The organism is Paenibacillus sp. ACRRY, from assembly GCF_022346995.1.
Taxonomy (GTDB): Bacteria; Bacillota; Bacilli; order Paenibacillales; family Paenibacillaceae; genus Paenibacillus.
The window spans coordinates 502,507-522,330 of the sequence record NZ_JAKRNM010000004.1 but is presented as its reverse complement, the minus strand read 5'-3'; the positions used below and the strand labels follow the sequence as shown (position 1 = coordinate 522,330).

The following is a 19,824-nucleotide window of genomic DNA, read 5'->3' as shown; positions in this document are numbered from 1 at the left end:
GGATGCCAGTTCATGAACTTCTCTGTTCTTCCGACACTCTGTGCCTAGCTGCATGGATTGATCTTAAGAAGATGGAGAGGTTTTTTTATGTTGAACGAAGAAAAAGCGGTCGTCGTATTCAGCGGCGGTCAGGATAGTACCACATGTTTGTTCTGGGCCAAACAGCAATTTGCTGAAGTCGAGGTAGTGACCTTCGATTATGGACAGCGTCATAGGCTGGAGATCGAATGTGCTGCTGCGATTGCACGTGATCTGAATGTACAGCAAACCGTGCTGGACATGAGTCTGCTTAACCAGCTTGCGCCTAATGCATTGACCCGTACAGATGTGGAAATTACACATGAAGAAGGCGAGCTGCCCAGCACATTTGTAGATGGCCGCAATCTGCTTTTCCTCAGTTTTGCCGCTATTCTGGCGAAGCAAAAAGGAGCGCGTCATCTGGTCACTGGCGTATGTGAGACAGATTTTAGCGGATATCCGGATTGCCGGGATTCGTTTGTTAAATCCATGAATGTGACGCTTAACCTGTCGATGGACTACCCATTTGTCATTCATACTCCGCTGATGTGGCTGGATAAAGCACAAACGTGGAAAATGGCAGATGACCTTGGTGCCTTCGATTATGTACGCGAGCGTACTCTGACCTGCTATAACGGGGTTATTGGAGATGGATGCGGTGAATGTCCTGCATGCAAACTGCGCAAAGCGGGATTGGATCGCTACGTGGAGCAGCGCTCTGCTGCCGCATCTGTAGGAGCAGATGTACGATGAGAGAGCCAGGAACATTCCGCATTGTTGAGCATTTGCAGCGGATTGGGGAGGATATTCTGCCTTCACAGCTGCGTTATCACCGCAAACGTGTACTGGTCAGCAAAGAGTTCACCTTCGATGCTGCGCACCACTTGCATTGTTATGAAGGCAAGTGCAAGAACTTGCACGGCCATACGTATAAAGTCGTTTTTGGCATCAGCGGTTATCCGGGCGAGACCGGACTGACAGTTGATTTTGGACATATCAAGGATATATGGAAAACACAAATTGAGGGATATCTGGATCATCAATATCTGAATGAGACCCTCCCCCTTATGAATACAACGGCTGAAAATATGGTCGTCTGGTTGTTCGAACAAATGGAACACGCGCTGCAGACTGAACCGTATGCAGGGCTTACCGAAGGTGGCCGAACCGAATTCGTGCGCCTCTACGAGACACCAACCAGCTACGCCGAGGTTAGACGGGAGTGGATGATCGATGAGTAGTGTGCAAGAAAACGTGAGTGCTGCTTCTTCCGTACAAAGCAAAGAAGCTCGCATCCCGGTCATGGAAATTTTCGGTCCGACCGTTCAAGGCGAAGGCATGGTCATCGGACAGAAAACCATGTTTGTTCGCACAGCAGGCTGCGATTATCGCTGCTCCTGGTGTGACTCTGCATTTACTTGGGACGGCAGCGGCAAGGATCAAATCCAGATGATTACACCGGAGGACGTATGGGCTGAATTGCGCCGCGTTGGCGGTTCGCGATTCTCCCATGTTACCATCTCGGGCGGGAATCCCGCCCTGCTGGCTTCGCTGGGTGGGTTGGTTTCTTTACTTCGGGAGAACGGCATCCGCACTGCGGTGGAGACGCAGGGCTCGCGCTGGCAGCCTTGGCTGGCTGACATTGACGAAGTCACCGTCTCCCCCAAGCCGCCGAGCTCGGGCATGGACACTAACTGGGACGTGCTGGATGATCTCATTAAGCGATTGTCCACAGGTCCTGCAGGACGCAGCCACAGCCTGAAAATTGTCATCTTCGATGAAGTAGACTTGGATTATGCCCGCCGCGTGCATGCACGGTATCCGGCCACCGATTTGTTTTTGCAGACCGGGAACCCGGACGTCACTTCTGCCGAGACGCCAGATCTGGCTTCTTCGCTGCTCGCCCGTTATGAGTGGCTGATTGATCAGGTCAGCGCATCGGATGACCTGAACGATGTTCGCGTTCTACCACAACTGCACACCTTGGTGTGGGGAAACAAACGCGGCGTTTGATCGTCTGCATGGAGGCATGGTTGGAATGGGCGCCATGATGTAATTTTCTGGAAACAACCAGGGATTTCAAATTTAGAACTTGGAATCCCTATCATATATACCGGAGAGCTTCACGCTTGAACGGAACAAGGAGAGTTAACACATTGACGAGACAACCTGATGAAATGAAAGATGTAACGCTGCTGGGTAACCAGGGCGTGAAATATACGTTTGAGTATGATCCCGGCATTCTGGAAAGCTTTGATAACAAGCATCCTTACCGCGATTATTTTGTAAAATTCAACTGCCCAGAATTCACGAGCCTGTGCCCGATCACGGGTCAACCCGATTTTGCCACCATTTATATCAGCTATATTCCCGATGTGAAAATGGTAGAGAGCAAATCGCTTAAACTGTACCTGTTCAGCTTCCGCAACCATGGGGATTTCCACGAGGATTGTGTGAATATCATCATGAACGACCTGATTAAGCTGATGGATCCTCGTTATATTGAGGTTTGGGGCAAATTTACGCCGCGCGGCGGCATTTCCATTGATCCGTATACAAACTATGGCAAGCCAGGAACCAAGTATGAACAGATGGCTGAACACCGCATGATGAATCATGACATGTATCCGGAAACGATTGATAATCGTTAATTTTCCGGCACTTCTGTTCAGCTGTGCAGTATAGATAAAATCATAGAACACTTCAAAGCCGAACTCTTCATTCAGAAGAAGTCCGGCTTTTATTTATGTAATCCCTGAGTCGGCTTAAAGGTTCGTTCGAACTTATAAAGAGCGGTTAATATATTCTATGGAATGTCATTATTTCACTTGTTCCCCTTGTCGCTTCCAACAATCTATCCTATTATGTAACAATATGCTTAGGCACACTACATTATCAGGCGCTGATCCCTCGTGACCGCGACCAAAGGAGAAAAGTACATGTCCATGCAAACTTCATTATCCAAGGACGCTGCCATGCGTTCGAAAAACCAACCCGGATTGGATGCCCAGAGCACCGTTTACCGGATCTTGATTGCCATCAGTCTGGTTCATTTGTTTAACGACTCAATCCAGTCTGTCATTCCGGCTATTTTTCCAATCCTGAAAGACTCGATGCATCTTACATACACACAGATCGGATGGATATCCTTCGCGATCAACTTTACCGCATCCATTATGCAGCCTGTCGTAGGCTGGTTTGCAGATAAAAAGCCGACGCCTTCGATATTGCCGATCGGCATGGGATTCACGTTCACCGGCATGCTCTTGCTGGCGTTTGCCGACAGTTATATGGCTGTCCTGATCTCCGTCATCTTCGTCGGGCTTGGTTCGGCAGCTTTTCACCCGGAAGGTTCCCGGGTATCCCATATGGCCGCAGGACCTCGGCGGGGTCTCGCTCAATCCATCTTCCAGGTGGGCGGCAATGCCGGACAGTCTCTTGCTCCGCTCTTGACGAGATGGATTTTCATTCCGTTTGGCTTGTTCGGCGCCATTGGATTCACCGGCATTGCAGCCATGGGGATTGCCGTACAGATCTATATTGCACGCTGGTACGGCCGCATGCTGCAATCGGGAGGTTATCTTCGCAAACAGGCGGCAGCCCGTCGTGCTCCAAATCCCGCACTTCGCAAAAAGATCGCTGCTGCCATCACGATTCTGATTTTGCTCGTCTTTGTTCGTTCATGGTATGTCGCTTCCATCGGCAGCTTCTATGCGTTTAATCTGAAGGAATTGTTCAGCCTCTCCACAGAGGATGCACAGATCTACATCTTCCTGTTCCTGGCCGCTGGCGCACTTGGCACGTTCTTCGGAGGTCCACTCGCAGATCGCTTCGGCAAACGCAACATGATCTTTCTGTCGATGGCCGGAGCCGCTCCACTGGCGCTGCTGCTGCCATATGCCAATCTGTTCTGGACCGGGGTGCTGCTGACCATTATCGGATTCATCATGCTATCCAGCTTCTCCGTGACCGTGGTTTATGCTCAAATGCTCATTCCCGGCAAAATCGGAACCGTCTCCGGTCTGATCACCGGGCTCGCATTCGGTATGGGAGGACTCGGCGCACTTGTCCTGGGAAACTGGATCGACGTGTTCGGTGTATCTCCAGTCATGCAAATGTGCAGCTTCCTGCCGCTGATCGGCATATTCACCTTCCTGCTGCCTTCGGATAAGGTACTGAAACGCTGGGCAGATGAAAACGGCAGTGAGGAATAAAAAAAATACTGATACTACGCTTATGTAACCTTCATAAACGCCAAAAAGGGTTCCCGCTTCAATCTGGTATACAGATTAGCGGGAGCCCTTTTATTTATTGAATGGTTTATTACTTCAAGCGCTGAAGAATCAGCCTTTTTTTGTATAACATTTTACCCGCTTCGGCAACATCCCGAATCGTATTTTTGTTGCTTACCGAACCAAACACCATGCCGGCAATCGGGATAAGCTGGAACAGCTTTTTCCAGCCGAAGGATTCACTATAGGAATTGAAAACCTCACGCCAGCCCTGCATTTGCGAAACGACCTGCACTTGCTTGTCCGGATTATCGTACTCGGCCAGTTCATCGATAATCGCCTTCTTGCCTACGATGTCGGCCGAGGAGAATTGCAGGCACTTCACAATGAATATCCGTTCCTGGGGATCGTCGGGATCATATCCGTAACATAAGGCCATCTCTTGCAGCACCTTCAGGGAAAGCCCCATCACCATCGGGATATCCGCTGCGATCGTTACAATGCCGCCAATTCCTGTTGCGGCACCTTGTGCTGCGGCAAATTTGGTTCTGCTCTCCGTAATGTTGTCAGCAACGCGGTCCAACACTTCAAGCGGTAGATTCTCCACACTATGAATTTTGGCGGTCCCTTCTGCTTCGGCATCCTCTTCCAGGCGATAGGTATGGTCCGCCATGGAGTAACCCGATTTCTCCGCTTCTTCTTGAAGCAGCTTGGCTACCTTCTTTTTCTGAACGAGAAATTTGCCGCCGTTCTGTACATACTGCCCAACTTCGTTCAGGGCATCGCCAATTTTCTGTTTGATCGCTTTTGGCATGACTTTATCCAGCATCGCAAATGGCAAACGCCCGATTTTATCCCATATGAACAGATCCTTCTGTTCCTTTTCCCACTTTAAAATCTGCTCAAGCTCCTGATCCAATGTTTCACGTGAATCCATATGTGATCCTCCTGTATGTTCGATTAATTCTTCAGCTAAGGATTGTATACGTTGAAAAAAGGTTCTGGTTACTAATCGTTATGATTTTGTCTGTATACCTTAGGGGAGACTCCATAGGCCTTTCGGAACTGACGGGTGAAGTAGTTGCTATCGTTAAACCCACATTCATAGGAGATCTGGGTTATGGTCAGACTGCTGTGTTTCAACAAGCTGCATGCTCTCTCCAGCCGGAGGGTCAACATGTATGCAATTGGCGTCATCTGATAATAGGAGCGAAAGATCCGATTCAGGTGTCTTACCGAGATATTGGATTTACCTGCGATCTCCTCCAGTGTCAGCGGCTCCAAATAATGATCTTCCATATAGGATATGGCATTGGCCAAGTGCATCAGATGGTTGCCCTCCATCCCCTTTTCCTGCGTGTCATAATGTCTCGACAGATAGACGACCAGCTCCGTGAACCGGGATAGCAGCATCGTCTGATACCCCTGCAGCTGGCCATGATACTCCTCAATCATGACCGCAATCAGCGATTCCACATACTCCAGACTGGGAATGGGAAGCGCCAGCTTACCAGGATAGGACTGAATATTACGATAGTAGGGTTCCAAGACAAATAACGCCTGAAACCCATTCGATTTCTTCAGATCAGGTCCAATGGATGCAAGCATCTCCGGTCTGAACATAATATTGCAGATTTTAAAATCATGAGGGTCCTTGTAAGCATGAGGTGTGGAGCCGTTAATGACAAAGGCATTCCCCTTTTTAATAAAATACTCCTCCGTATTTACGACATGCGTGGCATTACCGTTCAGCACAATCACGAGCTCCGAAAAATCAACGTGCTGATGCAGTTCAGTATCCTCCTCATGCCCACCGTACTGAATATAAAATGGAAATTGCAAGTCAGATGTAAACCAGTTCAGATACGTGCTGCTCAATCGTTTCTCCTCCACGATTCCGGTTGAATTGATGTCTATATCATGCTACTCCAGGACCGAAAAATCAAGGTTTCCACTGTACTCCCCCGATATAATTCATCATGTAGAGACGCCAGTGGATGACGAATGGAGGAGGTGTATACGATCAGAAACACATGATCATGATTCTGCTCTACGGGCAGTATGATCTTTTTTTAAAACCACAATTGTAAACGCATTCAAAAAAAAAAAAACAAAAATATCTCAGGGGGTTAGCATGGTTAAATCGATAAGAAACATGCCCAAATGGTCAGTCGCGCTCACACTCTCGTTAAGCTTGCTTGCAGGATGCAGCAGTGAAGGTTCAACAAATGGCAGCTCCAGCGGTGATGAAACCGCTCCTGTAACCTTCACTTTCTTCGGTGCAGATGCCAATCCGAATTGGAGCAACATGCAGGATGATGTCGGAAAGGAAATTACCAAACAAACAGGCGTAACCCTGAATGCGGAGTTCGCCATGTCGGATCCATCCCAGCGTTTGGCACTGATCGCAGCAAGCGGTGATTACCCGGATCTGATCAGTCCCAAAGGAGATCTGGACAAATTAATCGATGCCGGGGCCATGCTTGATCTAACTGATCTGATTGAAGAGCATGCGCCCAACCTCAAAAAACTGTTTGGGGATGAAATGAAGCGACTTCGCTACAGCAACGATGATCCCTCCATTTACGTCATTCCGACATACTCTGCCATTGATGGGGTCAACTTCGTCGCAGGTGGCGGCTTCCAGCTTCAGCATCGAGCCGTGAAGGAAGCTGGATATCCTGAGATCAAAACGTTACAGGATTACGAGAATGTCATCCGCAATTATCTGGAGAAACATCCTACCGATGAAAATGGCAACCCAAACATCGGCATGACGCTGAATGCGGACGACTGGCACATTCAGATTACCGTAACAAACCAGGCTGCCGAAACGACCGGCAAATCAGGCGACGGTGAATACTACATCGATCCGGAAACCTATGAGGCTTCTTATCATTTCCGCACCGAAGGTGAAAAGGAATATTTCCAGTGGCTGAACCACATGTACAATACCGGTTTGCTGGATAAGGAGTCCTTTGTGCAAAAGAATGACCAATATCTGTCCAAAGTCGCTTCTGGCCGGGTCATCGGCCTGACCGATGTGGACTGGGGCTATGCTGACGGAGAAAAGGCATTGAAAGCTGCGGGGAAAAATGACCAGACTTACGGACACTATTCCGTCATGTTGTCGGATCAATACAAGGATAACCGTTATCAATCGACGGGCTTTATGGCTGGCTGGGGTGTAGGTATTACCGTAGACTGCGAAGATCCGGTCCGGGCGATCAAGTTCCTGGACTACCTTGCTTCAGAAGAAGCCCAAGTACTGAACAATTGGGGGATTGAAGGCAAGCATTATGAAGTCAAGGATGGCACCCGTGTTGTCCCCTCTGAAGTACAGGAACGTATCGTAAATGATAACATTGCGTTCAGCAGAGAATCGGGAGTCGGCTTTTACACAAACCTTGGTGCTCATTATGGAGACGGCGCCAAAGACTCTACCGGCAATTATTACACCAAGAACTTCCCGGAACAGATTGTAGAAAATTATACGGATGCCGACAAGGAAACACTCAAGGCCTATGGTGCCACCACATGGATGGATTTGTTCCCGAATGAAAAGGACTTTCCGGCAAAACCTTGGGGAGCCGTATGGAACATCTCCGTACCGAGCGAGGACGAGATCAACATAATCTCTAGTAAGGTTAAGGACATCACATGGAAACAGATCCCACAGGCCATCATGGCCAAACCGGAGGATTTTGAGACCATCTGGAATGACTATCAGCAGATGCTGATCAACGCTGGAGTTGAGAAAATGGAACAGGGATTTACCAAGTACGTACAGGACCGCGTTAAACTTTGGAATGAATAGGAGCAATACATGATGAAATACAGCAATCCCGTGATACCGGGCTTTTATCCTGATCCGAGTATCTGCCGAGTAGATGAAGATTATTATCTGGTGACCAGTACCTTCGAATACTCTCCAGGAGTACCCATATTCCACAGCCGAGATCTGGTCCACTGGCGGCAGATTGGCCATGTGCTAACCTCTGACCAACAGATTCTACTGGGAAATGCATGGGTTTCTGGAGGAATCTATGCGCCAACCCTTCGGCATCATGACGGCTGGTTCTATATGATTACTACTAATGTAAGTGCAGGTGGCAACCTGTATGTACGCAGCCGTCAGCCTGAAGGTCCTTGGTCGGAACCCATTTATGTCGATCAGAAAGGTATTGATCCCTCCCTTTTGTTCGATGAACATGACCGGGTATACTTCCAATCTGCCTGTAACGGTGCAGAAGGTGAAGGCATCTATCAGTGCGAGATCGATATCGAAACAGGAGAACGTTTAAACGAAAGCCGGTTAATCTGGAAAGGAACAGGAGGAGCCGCGCCTGAGGCACCCCATCTGTACAAAGTAAACGGCATGTATTATCTGATGATTGCTGAAGGTGGCACGGAATATGGTCATATGGTGACCATTGCCCGCAGCAACGATCCCTATGGTCCATATGAAGCATGTCCCTCCAACCCCATCTTGTCCAATCGAAGCATGAAGACCACCATCCATGCTACAGGGCATGCAGACCTTATCCAGATTCAGGATGGAAGCTGGTGGGCGGTCTGCCTCGGCATTCGTCCTGCTTCCTATCCACTGCGCCATCACCTGGGACGCGAAACGTTCCTCGCCCCAGTCACATGGACTGAAGACGGGTGGCCAGTCATCGGTCATAACGGACATATGGAACCTGTCATGAATGGACCACAGCTGCCGGAGACTCCGTGGCCTTCGCCAGCAGTTCGGGATCATTTTGACCTGCCCACGCTGGGACTGGACTGGGTGTTCCTGCGAAATCCTGCTCCCGGCAGCTGGTCACTAACTACGAATCCGGGTCACTTGACCTTATGTGGTAACCCCTTCTCCCTTCATGATCAGGGGAATCCCGCATTTGTTGGGCGGCGCTTAAGTCATTTCCAATGCAGCATCGCTGCCGGGCTGGACTATGAGCCCCTACAGGAAGAAGAAGAAGCCGGATTAACGGTCTTCATGAATGGAAAATATCATTATGATCTGGCGATTAAGCAGATGAATGGACAGAAGAGAGTTATTTTCCGCCGAACCGTAGGTTCATTACAAACCGAACAGGTTCACGAATGTGGAACAGGCCCAGTCAGATTAAAAATTCGGACAGATCGCAATCAATTCACGTTTTTCCTGCAGCAAGGCATGGGGGAGGACCTCCTGATTGGTTCTGGTGAAACCCATCTGCTCTCTACCGAAGTGGCAGGCGGGTTCACCGGAGTCATCATCGCCATGTACGCCCATGCTCCATCCGGAGCAGGTACGCCAGCTCATTTCGATTGGTTCGACTATGAACCGCAAGAGGAAACACAGGACTAATCATTGGTAAATATGTATCCAAACACACCAAAAACCCACCGTCCAATCTGGCCACGGTGGGTTTTAAGTTTAGTACAGCAATGAAGTTATTTCTTACAACATCAAACTTACTAGGTTCATTTCATTCCGAAAATGATTGGTCTTACTTCCCGGAAGGCTGTGCTTCAGCAGTATACCCAGCTGGAATGTCCGTCTCTGCCGTAACTTCCGTGATAACCATCGGATACATCATGTCTGGATCCGGCTGAACGATGGAATACAGCACGATGGCACGTCCATCCTTCTCCAGTTTGACGTCATCAATCTTCAAACCGTAGCCAGGATGAGGCATTTCAGCAGTGAGCTTCACCTTGGTTGTTTTGTCATCAACCTTTGTTGTAGTCACTTCTGGTACGATGGCTTGCTGGCCTTCGCCCGGAGTCTCTGGAGCAGGCTCAGCCGAGCCACCATTGCCGTGCCTATCCACAAATTCAAGTGCATTGAAGATCATGCTTGCAGCCTCCATACGGGTAAGCGACTGATCTGGACGGAAATTACCGTCCTTATCCAGTTCAATGATGTTCATGTTCAACAGGTTCTGGACTGCAGATATGGCGTCCTTACCGATTTTATTTTCGTCCTTAACAAGATTATACTTCATGATGACCGGATAATTCCCGGTTGTGTTAATACCCTCATGAAGCAAAATAATAAACTGCTCGCGTGTCATCTTGCCTTGTGGATTCAATTCTACCGGAATGGACAGACCATTCTGGGTTGCAGCCTGTACAGCATCTGCATACCAGGTATCCGGACTGATTTTATTTTGGGCGGATGCCGCAGCAAATTCATTTTTCAGTCCAAATGCCTTCACGATCAGTTGAACGCCCTGTGGCTCCGACAATGCCTGATCCGGACGGAACAGATCCGCCGTTACCCCGCTGACAACCCCTTTGGACTTCAGGGAATCCACAATCGTTTTTTGTCCTTCATCTGTTACGTCCGAGAAAGCGAAAACAGAAGCACCTCCTGCCGTCAGAGAAACGCAAAGCGCGAGTGTTGCAGCCAATCCTTTTTTATGTTTCATTTCCTGGCACCTCCTAAGTTTAGTAAACCCTATTTTTGGTTTCTTCAATCCTACAGACGGGATACCTTCAGAAAATGTTTCAGAGAATTCGACATTAGGGTAATCTTGTGCAAAAAACTACATATACATGTCTGCATGGCCTGCGAACTTTCACTTTCATGCCCTTCTTCCCGGCTTCGTTGACAATGATTCGAATTAGCGCAAAAATAAGAAAAGAAGAAATCATTCATTGACGGATAAATAGCAAACTGGATCGCATAAAGTAAGAGGGCACGACGCGCTAATTTCAGGTGTCGGCCCTTTTCTTGCCTCCGTACCTTACCTAACTTCCACCTGAACAAAGGAGAACCCGAGATATGTCCAAGACAGGATTGCTTCGAAGCTATGTCGTCACCAACTGGCCCGTGTATCTGACTGCCGTTGTGCTGATCATTGCCTCCAATGTCGGTCAGGCCTCTTTGCCCCGTATTCTGGGCAGTTTCACGGACCAGCTCATGCAGAATACGCTCCAAATGAATACGGTCATCCGTTACAGCCTGTGGCTTCTGGCCATAGCCATCGCCTACAATCTTCTCTTCGGAACAGGACAGTTCATGATTATGCGACTTGGACGTCGCTTCGAATTCATGACGCGCGAACGCATTTTCGGCAAGTTTTCCGAATTAAGCGAGCACTATTTTTCCAAGCAGGGAAACGGGAAACTGCTCAGCTATGTGATGAATGACGTTACCTCCGTACGCGAAGCCATTTCCAACGGGGTGACGATGATGACAAATGCCACATTCCTGCTGATCTCCTGTATCGTCATGATGCTGCTTAGCGGAATTCCAATGAGCCTGATTCTAATCAGTATCGTCCCCCTGCTGGCCATACCCTTTCTGGTTGTGTTTTTTGGCCCACGCATTCGCAAGCGCTCTCGTGATGTACAGGACGCTCTTGCGAGCATGACCGAATCTGCGGAAGAGCAGCTCGGCGGAATTCGCGTGACGAAGACGTTTGCCATTGAAGACGGTGCCCGTGCACGATTCGGCGCAACTGTAGATGCCATTAAGGAAAAGCAATTGCGACTCGTTCGCCTCTCTTCCCTGTTTCAAGCGCTGCTGCCATTGCTTGGAGCCATATCGCTCGTTGTTTCCCTGCTTGTCGGCGGTATTCTGACGATGCAAAATTCAATTACACTCGGAAGCTTTGTCGCGTTGACGCTATATTTGCGAATCATCATGGGACCCCTTCAGCAGATTGGCAATGTCATTAATACCATGCAGCGATCGGGAGCGTCCCTCGAACGGGTTAATGATCTGCTGACAGAAAAACCGGATGTAAGGGAAGTTCCCGGGGCCAAAACACTGAATGCCGTGAATGACATTACCATTGAAGACTTGTCCTTCTCCTACCCCGGGAGCTCAGCTTCTGCACTTAAGCACATCAGTCTGAAGATTGGGGCAGGACAGACCGTCGGCATCGTGGGCAAAACCGGCTCAGGCAAAAGCACCCTGGTCAAACTGCTGCTTCGTACATATGAACCGCCTGAAGGCACGATTCGTATGAATGGCACAGACATTCGGCAGCTGTCGCTGGAAAGTCTTCGTTCCCGCATTGCCTATGTCCCGCAGGATGGTTTCCTGTTCAGCACCACCATTCGTGACAACATCGCATTCAGTGACCGGGAAGTACCGCTGGATACCGTGGAACGCAGTGCAAGGCAGGCGATGATCTACGATAACATTATTCGCTTCCCGGATCAGTTCGACACACTGCTCGGTGAACGTGGACTAACATTGTCCGGCGGTCAGCGTCAGCGAACCAGCCTGGCTCGGGGACTGATCAAAAAGGCTCAGGTCCTCATTCTCGACGACAGTATGAGTGCAGTTGATGCTGTCACGGAAAGCGGCATTCTGCGAAGCCTGAGGGAGATTGGCAAAGGCAAAACTACCCTGATTATCTCCCATCGCATCAGCGCCGTCCGTCACGCGGATGAAATTATTGTGCTGGATGAGGGATATATCGCTGAACAAGGCACGCACTCGCAATTGATGGCCGCAGAGGGCCTGTATGCTGCGACCTACCGTTTGCAGGAGGAGGGATTGCATCATGAAGGATCATAAGACTGGCGCCCATACCGAAGCGAACCCCGTACCTCAGACCTCATCCGGGAACAATACTGGTTCGGGCACAGAGCAAGAACTCAGCAAGCGTTCATCGTTTAAAGCGATGATGAGCTACGCCAAACCTCATCGATTTGCTTTTTTGGGCATCTTTTTATGCTCCTTGCTCGGGATCTCCGCCGACCTGCTCCAGCCGTATCTGGTCAAAATCGCCATTGATGATCATCTGGCGATCGGCCAGACCAGCGTGGGATTTCTTGTAAAGCTGGCTGCCGTTTATCTGGCACTGGCTGTAATCAGCTTTATTTTTACCTATATACAAAACAACTTGCTGCAGCATGTCGGTCAGAACATCGTCTCCCGCATTCGCAAAGATCTCTTCCGGCACATCTCCAAAATGTCCATGTCCTTCTTCGACCGCTTCCATATCGGGAGTCTGGTCACGAATGTGTCCAGCGATACGGAGACGATCAGCAGTTTCTTCACCCAGGTTCTGCTCAGTCTGATTCGGGATGGCATGATGCTGGTGCTCATTATCTTCTTCATGTTCCAGCTTGATCCGGTGCTCGCAGGTTACTCGCTGATTGTACTGCCCGTTATCGCCATTGTGGCGATCCTGTTTCGCAGCAAGCTGCGCCAGGCCTATCAAAATGCACGTACCCGTCTCTCCCGCCTGATTGCCTTTACCGCAGAAAACCTGTCCGGCATGTTTCTGATTCAGGCTTTTCACCAGGAGGAAGAGCAGAAGAAACGCTTTACAGAGCAAAACAAGTTACATTTGAAGGCCAACATTACACAGGCCCGTTCCAATGTCATCTTCAACCGGACGTTTGACATTCTGGGTAACGCCGCCCTGGTGATGATGGTATGGCTTGGCGGACGCGCCGTGCTGGGTGAATCGCTGCAGGTCGGTGTGCTTTATGCGTTTATCAGCTACATCCGCCAGTTCTTCCAGCCGATCAACCAGATTACGATGCAATGGAATACGTTCCAGTCCACTACCGTATCCATGGATCGGATCTGGAACATTCTGAATACCAAACCCGAGGTCGCAGATCCAAAAGCAGAGACCGCCTCTTCACTTAACCCCCGGGACGTGATGGGACAAATTGATTTTAACGATGTGTCATTCGGCTACAGAGCAGACCGTCCACTCATTCAGCATCTGAATCTGCACCTCTATCCAGGGGAAATGGTCGGCATTGTGGGTACAACGGGAGCTGGCAAAAGCACACTGATCTCCCTGCTCAATCGGTTCTACGATGTCAATCAAGGCAGCATTGAAATCGACGGCACGGATATCAGACAGCTGCCTCAGGCCAAGCTGCACCGTATTGTGGGGCTTATTCAGCAGGAACCTTTTCTGTTCTCAGGCTCCATTATTGACAATGTCCGCATGTTTCGGGAGGATATTACGAGAGAACAGGCAATCGAAGCCTGCCGTTTTGTCGGGGCACATGCCATGATCTCACGACTGCCGCAGGGATACGATACCCGCCTCTCGGAACGCGGTAGCGGTCTGTCTGCCGGGGAACGTCAGTTAATCTCTTTTGCCCGCATTGTCGTATCCCAGCCCCGTATACTCATTCTAGATGAGGCAACCGCCAATCTGGATTCCCATACCGAGCAGCTGGTGCAGCAGGCACTGGAAACGGTATCTCAGGGTCGAACCACGATTGTCATTGCACATCGCCTGTCTACCGTCATGCACGCAGACCGGATTCTGGTCATGGAACATGGCGAAATTGTCGAGGAAGGTTCGCATCAGCATCTGATCGAAGCCGAAGGCATCTACGCCGATCTGTACGCCCATGCACGGGAGACCGGTGGGGACACGGCAATTTCGGGGTAATGAATGCCAATATGTGCCGCCTGCGCTGCAGTGCGGCATGATTTGTTTTTGGAGCAGATGATAATAAGGAGGAGTGACATTTGCAACGTGAACCAGCTGAGTTTGGTGATCAGCATTTATGCTATCGCCGGAGCACTGTGCTCTGGAAAAGCGCATTGTGTCTTATATTTCTAATGTTATGTGTAGCTCTACTCTGGATCAATTATGTTGAATACGCAGGGAAATTGCAGACATTGCCCTACACGATTGCTGCCATTATTGGCATGTGGATCGTGGGTCCACTATTTTTCCAGTTTGTATCTGGATTAACCAGACGATCCACCGTGTTATTATCATGGAATGATGAAGCGCTCGTTACACAGGGAAGGACCGTTTCTTGGCATAAAATTCATCATATAGAACTTGCATCATTCGGGGCCAGCAGTTGGATGTTGTCCCCCGGCCCCATGCTCGCCCTGCATCTGAAGGATGGTAAACGGCTTCACATCCGGACCGGCCATTTACTTACCTCCAAAGAATTGCTCCGAGCCGAAATTCTGCTGCAATTGAACCTGCGCGAAAACCAACAACGAGATACTTGAAGCTTACTTCTCTCATTCTGTTCTTCATTATGCGTGTTATTTAACGCAAAAACGGGTTGTATACCATATAGGAGAATATATACCTATCTTGAAGGAGTGCAGATGCAATGAAAATTCAATTGATTCGTCATGCCACCCTGTGGCTTGAATATGCCGATCTGAATATCCTGGTTGATCCAATGTTGATGGATCCTGAAGAGATGCCTGCTTTTCCCAACACACCTAATGATCTACGTAATCCGAGAGTTGCCTTGCCGGAAACAGAGACCGATTACACCAATCCGGATGTGGTGATTGTTACCCATACCCACATCGATCACTGGGATGCAGCCGCAGCGGAACGGCTCCGCAAGGATGTGCCTTTGCTGTGTCAGCCTGGTGATGAGAACGTATTTATAGAAGCCGGTTTTACGAGCGTTCATGCGGTGGATGAGAAATATGAGTTCCATTCCGTGCGTTTTGCACGAACTTCAGGCCAGCATGGCACAGGGGAAATCGTAGAACGGATGGGCAAGGTGTCCGGTTTTGTACTTGAGGCCGATGCTGAACCCGTATCGTATATTGCCGGGGACACGATCTGGTGCGAAGAACCCGCCGAGGCTATAGAGCGATATCAACCGGAAGTGATCGTTGTGAACGCAGGGGGTGCCCGTTTTAATCAGGGGGATCCCATCACCATGAACGGACCGGATGTAGCTGCAGTGAAACGGCATGCACCGGATGCACATGTTATCGCCGTTCATATGGATGCCATTAATCATTGCATGATGTCCCGCACAGATCTGGCCAGTTATCTGGCTTCCGAACATTTGGACTGGCAGGTTCTCATTCCCCGGGATGGCGAAAGTTTCGTATTTGATTCAAAATCGGAGCTGGTGTAACAAGCGTTAATGTGAATAGTAGAAAAAGGATGTTCCCGTCACGTAATGGCGGAAACATCCTTTTCTTCAATTACACTTATTTTTATTGAATTTTCAAACGAATCACGTTCCAGGACGCCTTCGCCAGACTTGCAGTAACCAGCGTGCCCGACACTTCTGCCCCGCCGCGGTTATGTGGAGCCACCCGATTCGGTTGTGCAGCCGTATTTACGGCTTTGAGGTCATCACTTTCCAGTACGATATGCTCCAGCAGGCTGCATTGTCCGAAGCTGCGCAGATCGACTTCAAGCTGGAGAGAATCCTCCAGATGACGGTTCACGGCAAATACAGTTACTTCACCCTGCTCTTCATTATGTACCGCAATCCCTTCCAGGTACGGCACATCCGTAATTTGTTTTGTATCGTATTTCGCTGATTGAATCAATGGCACAAGTGCTGTTCCACGTCCAAAAACGGAAGCGTGCATGAATGGATAGAAAATGGTCTGTCTCCAGGCAGCACCACCTGTGTCCGTCATGATCGGCGCGATAACGTTGACCAATTGTGCGAGGCAGGCCATCTTCACGCGATCCGCATGCTTCAGCATGCTAATCAGCATACAGCCCACAAGCAACGCATCTTCATGATTGTATACATCCTCAAGCTGTGGAGGTGCAATCTGCCACGGGTCCAGCTTTCTATCACTTTCATTGGAATGGTACCATACGTTCCACTCATCGAAGGACAGATACATTGTTTTCTTGCTGCGCTTCTTCGCTTTGATATAATCACAGGTTGCCATGACGGTCTCAATAAACTGATCCATCTCCAGCGAACGCGCCAGGAACGTAGGTGTATCATCATCCGCGTTGCCATAATACTGATGGAGTGACAAGTATTCTACGTGATCATAGGTATGATCCAGCACAGTTGCTTCCCATTCCGGGAACGTTGGCATGCCCAGTGACGAACTTCCGCAGGCAACCAGCTCAATGGTTGGATCAGTCCATTTCATGACTTTCGCTGCTTCCAGGGCAACCCGTCCATACTCTTCTGCCGTTTTGTGACCGATCTGCCATGGGCCGTCCATTTCGTTACCGAGGCACCATGTTTTGACCGCATGCGGCTCCTTGTAACCATGCTTGATCCGCAGATCACTATAATACGAACCTTCCGGATGGTTGCTGTACTCCACGATGTTCCGGGCTGCATCTACGCCCCGTGTCCCCAAATTGACGGCCATCATGACTTCGGAATTGGCAAGTTTGGACCAATCCACGAACTCGTTGAAACCGAATTCATTGGTCTCAATGGTTCTCCAAGCCAGCTCAAGTCTGCGTTTACGTTCTGCCACGGGTCCTACGGAATCTTCCCAATTGTAACCGGATACAAAGTTCCCCCCAGGATAGCGCACAATCGGCACTTGCAGCTCCTTGACCATCTCCAGCACATCCGTACGGAATCCCGCTTCGTTCGCAGAGGAATGCCCCGGCTCATAAATACCACCGTATACGGCGCGTCCCAGATGCTCAATGAATGAACCGTATAAACGTTTATCGACTACACCAATCGTGAAATCCTTGTCTACCGTCATTTTCGCTTTTACCATCGTGAAGTTCAGCTCCTTAAGATTAATATAAAAATTAATTTATAATCTATGGATCAACGTTCATATTTATATTAAAATCGATTATAGCCCTAATTTCAACCTGAATTTTTAAAAATGTTATTCTTTTTGATGGATTTATGTTTAACTTAATTCTATATTCTATAATGGAGGAACCAAAGTGATTAGAGCAAATACGGATACCGAATGGCTACCCTTATATGAAGCACTTGCCAGTGAAGTGCGCTTGCAGATTATACGACTTGTTGCCGAGAACCCGATGAACGTAAAAGATATCGCCGCCTCACTTGGACTAAGCAGTGCCATCGTAACGATGCACGTTCGCAAGCTGCAGGATGTCGGCATCATTCAATCCAAGATGGTCCGTAAGGACGGCGGTACCCACAAAATGAACAGCCTTGCGATTGACTGGATCGGCATCTCCATGCCGCAGGAAACCGGTACGTCGAGCAAGGTGCATGAGGTTGCTGTGCCCGTCGGGCACTATACCCACTTTGACGTCTATCCCACCTGCGGCCTGGCTACAGTCAATCATGTGATCGGGCAATATGATGACCCGCGGTACTTCCTGGATCCTGAGCGGATGCATGCCAATATTCTCTGGTTCGGGCGCGGATTTGTGGAATACAAAATTCCAAATTACCTCTTGTCGGGACAACAGATCAACTCGATTGAATTATCGCTGGAGATCGGTTCAGAGGCGCCTTCGGTCAATCCGAATTGGCCCTCCGATATTACCTTTATGCTCAACGGAATACAGGTCGGTGAATGGACTAGCCCAGGTGATTCGGGGAACGGCCGCGGTGTATTTACGCCAGACTGGTGGAGTGAAAGTGTCAATCAGTACGGCATGCTGAAAGTGCTGCGGATCACACAGGAAGGTACGTTTATTGATGGACAGCGCGTCTCTGAAGTAACACTCGCGGATATTCCGGTCGAGCGCAATCAATGGACATTGCGGTTGTCGGTAGAAGAAGATGCCCAGCATGTAGGAGGTCTTACCTTATACGGTGAGGGATTCGGCAATTATAATCAGGATATACTGTTCCGTCTCTACTACCAGGATTAGAGCTCTTAAAATAAAAAAACCAAAAACCTTCCATCTGCCTATTCGGCGATGATGGAAGGTCTTTTTGTTGTATCCAGGTTTCCCGTCACTCGGTTTATTCGAATTCGAATTGAGCCCAGTAACTATAATGAATAACAAGCTTTACAGTGCACTTCCGCCATACAGGAAGCGATATTCCCAGTGCTTGCCTGAGATGTCACTGGTCGTTACTCCGCCACCAGCATTGGAATAGGTGTGCAATATTTTTCCGTCGCCAAGATAGATTCCGACATGCGTAATTCTTGCCGTAGACTTGTTAACTCCAGCATAAGAGGAAGCTTTCGTACCTTTATACGACATAAAGAACATCAAATCCCCACGCTTGAGTTTTTTCCAATCCGTCTGAACGGTACCTTTGCCTTTTACATAAGTCCCCTGCTGACGTGAATCTGCAGGAAGCTTGATCCCGAGTGCATCGATAAATGACTGGCGGACAAAGCTGGAGCAGTCAAACGTAGCCGTACTGTTTCTGCTCGCTCCGAACTCATAAGGCGTTCCCCAATATTTCATGCCAGCAGCAATAACTTTCTCCACAGCTGCGCTGCCTGTTACAGAAGTGCTGCTGGAACCCGATGTCGTTGTGCTGCCGCTAACGGCTTTTGTGTATTTAGAAGAAGAGGATATGTATCCTGTCCGGTTGCTGGAATCTTTTACTTTATACCATGCTGATCCAGATTTCTGAAGTACGGTAATGGTTTCCCCTTTGCCCACCATACGAACAACACTCGCAGAAGATGATGGTGAAGTACGCATGTTAACTCCCCAGATCACTTTCAGTTTGGCGTTTTCGGCCGTTGCTGCGGATACCGGTGCCGTTAGTGCTCCTGTCGTCAGACTTCCCATCAGCATCGTTGCTGTTAGACTCGCGGTAATGATTTTACTTTTCCAGTTCATGATGTCGTGTTCCCCCTGATGTTACAGAATTTTAACCTGGCTTCGTTCTCTCCGGGCTTGCCCCATTGTAAACGGGCTGTCCATCGTGATCATCAGACCAAAGTCCTGTATTCACCTCAGGCTTATTG

Annotated in this window: 17 protein-coding genes; 12 read left to right on the top strand and 5 right to left on the bottom strand. The window is 49.1% G+C overall.

Annotated features, from left to right (window positions below; translation table 11 throughout):
- Positions 1–90: 90 nt before the first annotated feature.
- The 5 genes from queC to MH144_RS18275 all read left to right on the top strand — a co-directional run bounded on the left by queC (position 91) and on the right by MH144_RS18275 (position 4,232).
- Positions 91–771 (top strand): 7-cyano-7-deazaguanine synthase QueC, encoded by a 681-nt coding sequence (gene queC / locus MH144_RS18295; protein ID WP_239302743.1) that lies wholly within the window; start codon positions 91–93, stop codon positions 769–771.
- A complete protein-coding gene (gene queD, locus MH144_RS18290; RefSeq protein ID WP_239302700.1) occupies positions 768–1,259 on the top strand; it encodes a 6-carboxytetrahydropterin synthase QueD in 492 nt (163 codons plus the stop codon). Before queC ends, queD begins: the two co-directional genes overlap by 4 nt.
- Positions 1,252–2,031: a 7-carboxy-7-deazaguanine synthase QueE gene (queE, locus tag MH144_RS18285; RefSeq protein WP_239302699.1), complete on the top strand. Its 780-nt coding sequence runs from the start codon at positions 1,252–1,254 to the stop codon at positions 2,029–2,031. Before queD ends, queE begins: the two co-directional genes overlap by 8 nt.
- A 164-nt stretch (positions 2,032–2,195) precedes the next feature.
- Complete coding sequence (gene queF / locus MH144_RS18280) at positions 2,196–2,669, top strand: preQ(1) synthase (protein WP_095289120.1); 474 nt, start codon at positions 2,196–2,198, stop codon at positions 2,667–2,669.
- Positions 2,670–2,957: 288 nt separating this feature from the next.
- A complete protein-coding gene (locus MH144_RS18275) occupies positions 2,958–4,232 on the top strand; it encodes an MFS transporter (RefSeq protein WP_239302698.1) in 1,275 nt (424 codons plus the stop codon).
- A gap of 109 nt (positions 4,233–4,341) precedes the next feature.
- Here MH144_RS18275 and MH144_RS18270 read toward each other — a convergent pair whose 3' ends face one another.
- Together MH144_RS18270 and MH144_RS18265 are read right to left on the bottom strand one after the other, a co-directional pair.
- Positions 4,342–5,187: an EcsC family protein gene (locus MH144_RS18270; RefSeq protein WP_239302697.1), complete on the bottom strand. Its 846-nt coding sequence runs from the start codon at positions 5,185–5,187 to the stop codon at positions 4,342–4,344.
- A gap of 71 nt (positions 5,188–5,258) precedes the next feature.
- Positions 5,259–6,128, bottom strand: coding sequence for a helix-turn-helix domain-containing protein (locus MH144_RS18265; protein ID WP_239302696.1), 870 nt, complete (start codon positions 6,126–6,128; stop codon positions 5,259–5,261).
- A 256-nt stretch (positions 6,129–6,384) separates the two neighbouring features.
- Here MH144_RS18265 and MH144_RS18260 point away from each other — a divergent pair, with 256 nt between their 5' ends.
- Together MH144_RS18260 and MH144_RS18255 are read left to right on the top strand one after the other, a co-directional pair.
- On the top strand, positions 6,385–8,067 hold the full coding sequence (locus tag MH144_RS18260) for an ABC transporter substrate-binding protein (protein WP_239302695.1): 1,683 nt from the start codon (positions 6,385–6,387) through the stop codon (positions 8,065–8,067).
- A gap of 12 nt (positions 8,068–8,079) precedes the next feature.
- Entirely contained in the window at positions 8,080–9,603 is a 1,524-nt protein-coding gene (locus MH144_RS18255; protein ID WP_239302694.1) for a glycoside hydrolase family 43 protein, read from the top strand.
- 142 nt (positions 9,604–9,745) lie between these two features.
- Here MH144_RS18255 and MH144_RS18250 read toward each other — a convergent pair whose 3' ends face one another.
- The gene (locus tag MH144_RS18250; RefSeq protein WP_239302693.1) at positions 9,746–10,669 is read right to left on the bottom strand and encodes an S-layer homology domain-containing protein; all 924 of its coding nucleotides are present in this window, start codon (positions 10,667–10,669) and stop codon (positions 9,746–9,748) included.
- Between the two features lie 356 nt (positions 10,670–11,025).
- On the opposite strand from MH144_RS18250, the gene MH144_RS18245 reads away from it, so the two are divergent.
- The 4 genes from MH144_RS18245 (at position 11,026) to MH144_RS18230 (ending at position 16,088) form a co-directional block, all read left to right on the top strand.
- A complete protein-coding gene (locus MH144_RS18245; protein ID WP_239302692.1) occupies positions 11,026–12,774 on the top strand; it encodes an ABC transporter ATP-binding protein in 1,749 nt (582 codons plus the stop codon).
- A complete protein-coding gene (locus tag MH144_RS18240; protein ID WP_481857373.1) occupies positions 12,761–14,626 on the top strand; it encodes an ABC transporter ATP-binding protein in 1,866 nt (621 codons plus the stop codon). The genes MH144_RS18245 and MH144_RS18240 overlap by 14 nt, the downstream gene beginning before the upstream one ends.
- Before the next feature lie 80 nt (positions 14,627–14,706).
- Positions 14,707–15,207: a hypothetical protein gene (locus MH144_RS18235; RefSeq protein WP_239302691.1), complete on the top strand. Its 501-nt coding sequence runs from the start codon at positions 14,707–14,709 to the stop codon at positions 15,205–15,207.
- A gap of 107 nt (positions 15,208–15,314) precedes the next feature.
- A complete protein-coding gene (locus MH144_RS18230) occupies positions 15,315–16,088 on the top strand; it encodes an MBL fold metallo-hydrolase (protein WP_239302690.1) in 774 nt (257 codons plus the stop codon).
- A gap of 82 nt (positions 16,089–16,170) precedes the next feature.
- Here MH144_RS18230 and arfA read toward each other — a convergent pair whose 3' ends face one another.
- Positions 16,171–17,676 (bottom strand): arabinosylfuranosidase ArfA, encoded by a 1,506-nt coding sequence (gene arfA, locus MH144_RS18225; protein WP_239302689.1) that lies wholly within the window; start codon positions 17,674–17,676, stop codon positions 16,171–16,173.
- Positions 17,677–17,857: 181 nt separating this feature from the next.
- On the opposite strand from arfA, the gene MH144_RS18220 reads away from it, so the two are divergent.
- A complete protein-coding gene (locus MH144_RS18220) occupies positions 17,858–18,763 on the top strand; it encodes an ArsR/SmtB family transcription factor (RefSeq protein ID WP_481857374.1) in 906 nt (301 codons plus the stop codon).
- A 141-nt stretch (positions 18,764–18,904) separates the two neighbouring features.
- Here MH144_RS18220 and MH144_RS18215 read toward each other — a convergent pair whose 3' ends face one another.
- Positions 18,905–19,696: a C40 family peptidase gene (locus MH144_RS18215; protein WP_239302687.1), complete on the bottom strand. Its 792-nt coding sequence runs from the start codon at positions 19,694–19,696 to the stop codon at positions 18,905–18,907.
- Positions 19,697–19,824: the final 128 nt, after the last annotated feature.